Genomic DNA, 2191 nt, shown 5'->3' with positions numbered 1-2191 from the left:
TATCCGCTAAGCCCTCACTCCTAGCCACCAGACAGGTGATCACCGGCAATTACAGCCAGAACCCTTTTGGCTACAAAGAAGTTAAGCAGTGGTATGAAAAACTGAAAAATTAGAAGATAAATAATTAATGAAAAAATATTACAGATCTCCCCTTCCTTTTCAAGGACAAAAACGCAATTTTTTAAAAGAATTTAAACAAGCTCTTAAATCATTCCCCCCAAATGCTACTTATGTCGATCTCTTCGGTGGGTCGGGCTTACTGAGCCATACCATTAAGCAACACTATACTGATGCTAAGGTGGTTTTCAACGACTATGACAATTATACTAAGAGGTTAAAAAACATGGAGAAGACAAATAAATTAATTTCCGATTTACGAGATATCTGCTCAGGGGAGGAAAAAAGAATCAAAATTCCACAGCCTATTAAGGATAAAATTTTAAGCCGCCTTGAACAAGAAAAAGGCTACGTTGATTACATAAGTATCTCTCAGAATATTCTCTATCCGATGAACTATTTAAATGACTTAGAACAATTCAAGAAAGAAACACTATACAACCTAATAACTAAAAAAAAATACGAAAATGAAGGCTATCTTCAAGGAGTAGAGATTGTTCATAATTGTGATTATCTGTATTTATTTGAAAAATACAAGCATCTTGATAATGTAGTCTATGTAGTGGATCCTCCCTATCTTTCTACAGATATACGTACCTATTCAAATAAAAATTACTGGAAACTGACAAACTATTTAAACGTCCTGAACGTTTTAACCAAAACTTCATATATCTACTTCACGTCTAATAAATCTTCAATACTCGAATTGTTGCAATGGATCGAGTATAATTATGATTTTGAGACGCCCTTCACCGGAGCAACAAAGATCGTAAAGAATGTCTCAAGTACCCCTAAATCAAGCTATCAGGATATTATGATATACAAGCGTATTTAATAACGAAACACAGACTTACATACAAAAGAATCTTTGAATTTTTTCTTTACATATATTAAGCAGCATTTGACTATAGGATTTTGAGGTTCACTAATTTTAAGGCTTCATTTTCCCGTTTACTTTTCCCAACAGTATAAACATTGGTTATAGCTTCTGTTCGATGACTGGCTGCCATCTTTACGCTTTTCACGGTAATAAAAAACAGATGTACTTAAGCAGAATACTGCACAGGCCTGCTGTAGGCTCATCCCAAAATCTTCGCGGGCATAACCTACAAGCTCACGCTTTTCGGCAGGCCCTAGAGCTTTTTTTCGATAACGTCTTTTAAAACTGTGATCTGTAAAGTCTGCTCGGCTTTTCAAATCGATGAAACGAAGGTATGAATATCCGACATGTAAGAATGATTATTGTTGTCCTAGATTTTAATTTAATTCCCAGCGGCTTACACTGGGAATATTTTTATACAATTTTTCGAGAAAATTATATACAATAATTTAAAAAAATTATATACTTGTATAACAAAAAAATCTCCGTGGGAGACAGAGATTTTGAGAAACGTCTAAAAGTATTTTAAATAATTTAAAGACAAATGAATTTGATTTTACAGAGCAAAGATATAAAATTTTCAGCTATGGGCTCAGGAAAATAAAATAGAAATTCACTATATACAACCCAGGAAACCAACACAAAACAGCCTTATTGAAAGACTGAATAAAAGCTGTAGGAATGAGCTTCTTAATATGTATGTCTTCAAGAATCTACAGGAGCCTGAAGAAAAAGCTAATCAGTGGTGGATTGAATACAATTATAACAGGCCGCACGAAGCATTAGGGAATATAAGCCCTAAAAAATATAAACAAAAAATGCATTCACTTTTTCTTTGTCCTTTCATCTATAGTCATGGTTCACTTTCTTTGCCAAAAGAATAAGAAATAGCAAAAAATATCACCCTTGCAAAATCGTGGCAATAGCTCAACAAATGGCAACTGGAAGAAATTGTAGACCTGTATCTTCATCATGATAGCGAGAATTTCTCCTCCTCTTTCAATCGTATGATTATAATATTATTCCAAAAGAAAAAAAAACTTTTGGAGTTCATTGAAATTAGAAAACAGCATTTGACTATACGATTTTAAATTTTACTTGTTTTAAGGCTTCATTTTCTCTTTTCTTTTTTCCAACGGTGTAAACCTTGGTGATGGAATCAGTTCGGTGGCTGGCTGCTATTTTAGCGAGATT

At 33.6% G+C, this 2191-nt stretch carries 3 protein-coding genes; 2 read left to right on the top strand and 1 reads right to left on the bottom strand.

Translation table 11 applies throughout. From position 1 onward, the window contains the following. Positions 1 to 127 precede the first annotated feature (127 nt). On the top strand, positions 128 to 952 hold the full coding sequence (locus GNY06_RS00885) for a DNA adenine methylase (RefSeq protein ID WP_166518390.1): 825 nt from the start codon (positions 128 to 130) through the stop codon (positions 950 to 952). Between the two features lie 116 nt (positions 953 to 1068). On the opposite strand, the gene GNY06_RS00880 is transcribed toward GNY06_RS00885, so the two are convergent. Next, positions 1069 to 1314 carry a hypothetical protein gene (locus GNY06_RS00880; protein ID WP_166518389.1) on the bottom strand — a complete coding sequence of 82 codons (246 nt, stop codon included), beginning with the start codon at positions 1312 to 1314 and terminating at the stop codon, positions 1069 to 1071. Positions 1315 to 1602: 288 nt separating this feature from the next. On the opposite strand from GNY06_RS00880, the gene GNY06_RS14975 reads away from it, so the two are divergent. Next, positions 1603 to 1881, top strand: a complete 279-nt coding sequence (locus GNY06_RS14975; protein WP_166518391.1) for an integrase core domain-containing protein — start codon at positions 1603 to 1605, stop codon at positions 1879 to 1881. Positions 1882 to 2191 lie beyond the last annotated feature (310 nt).

Source organism: Elizabethkingia argenteiflava (assembly GCF_009904105.1).
GTDB classification, from domain to species: Bacteria; Bacteroidota; Bacteroidia; order Flavobacteriales; family Weeksellaceae; genus Elizabethkingia; species Elizabethkingia argenteiflava.
This window is presented reverse-complemented; position numbering and strand designations above follow the sequence as displayed.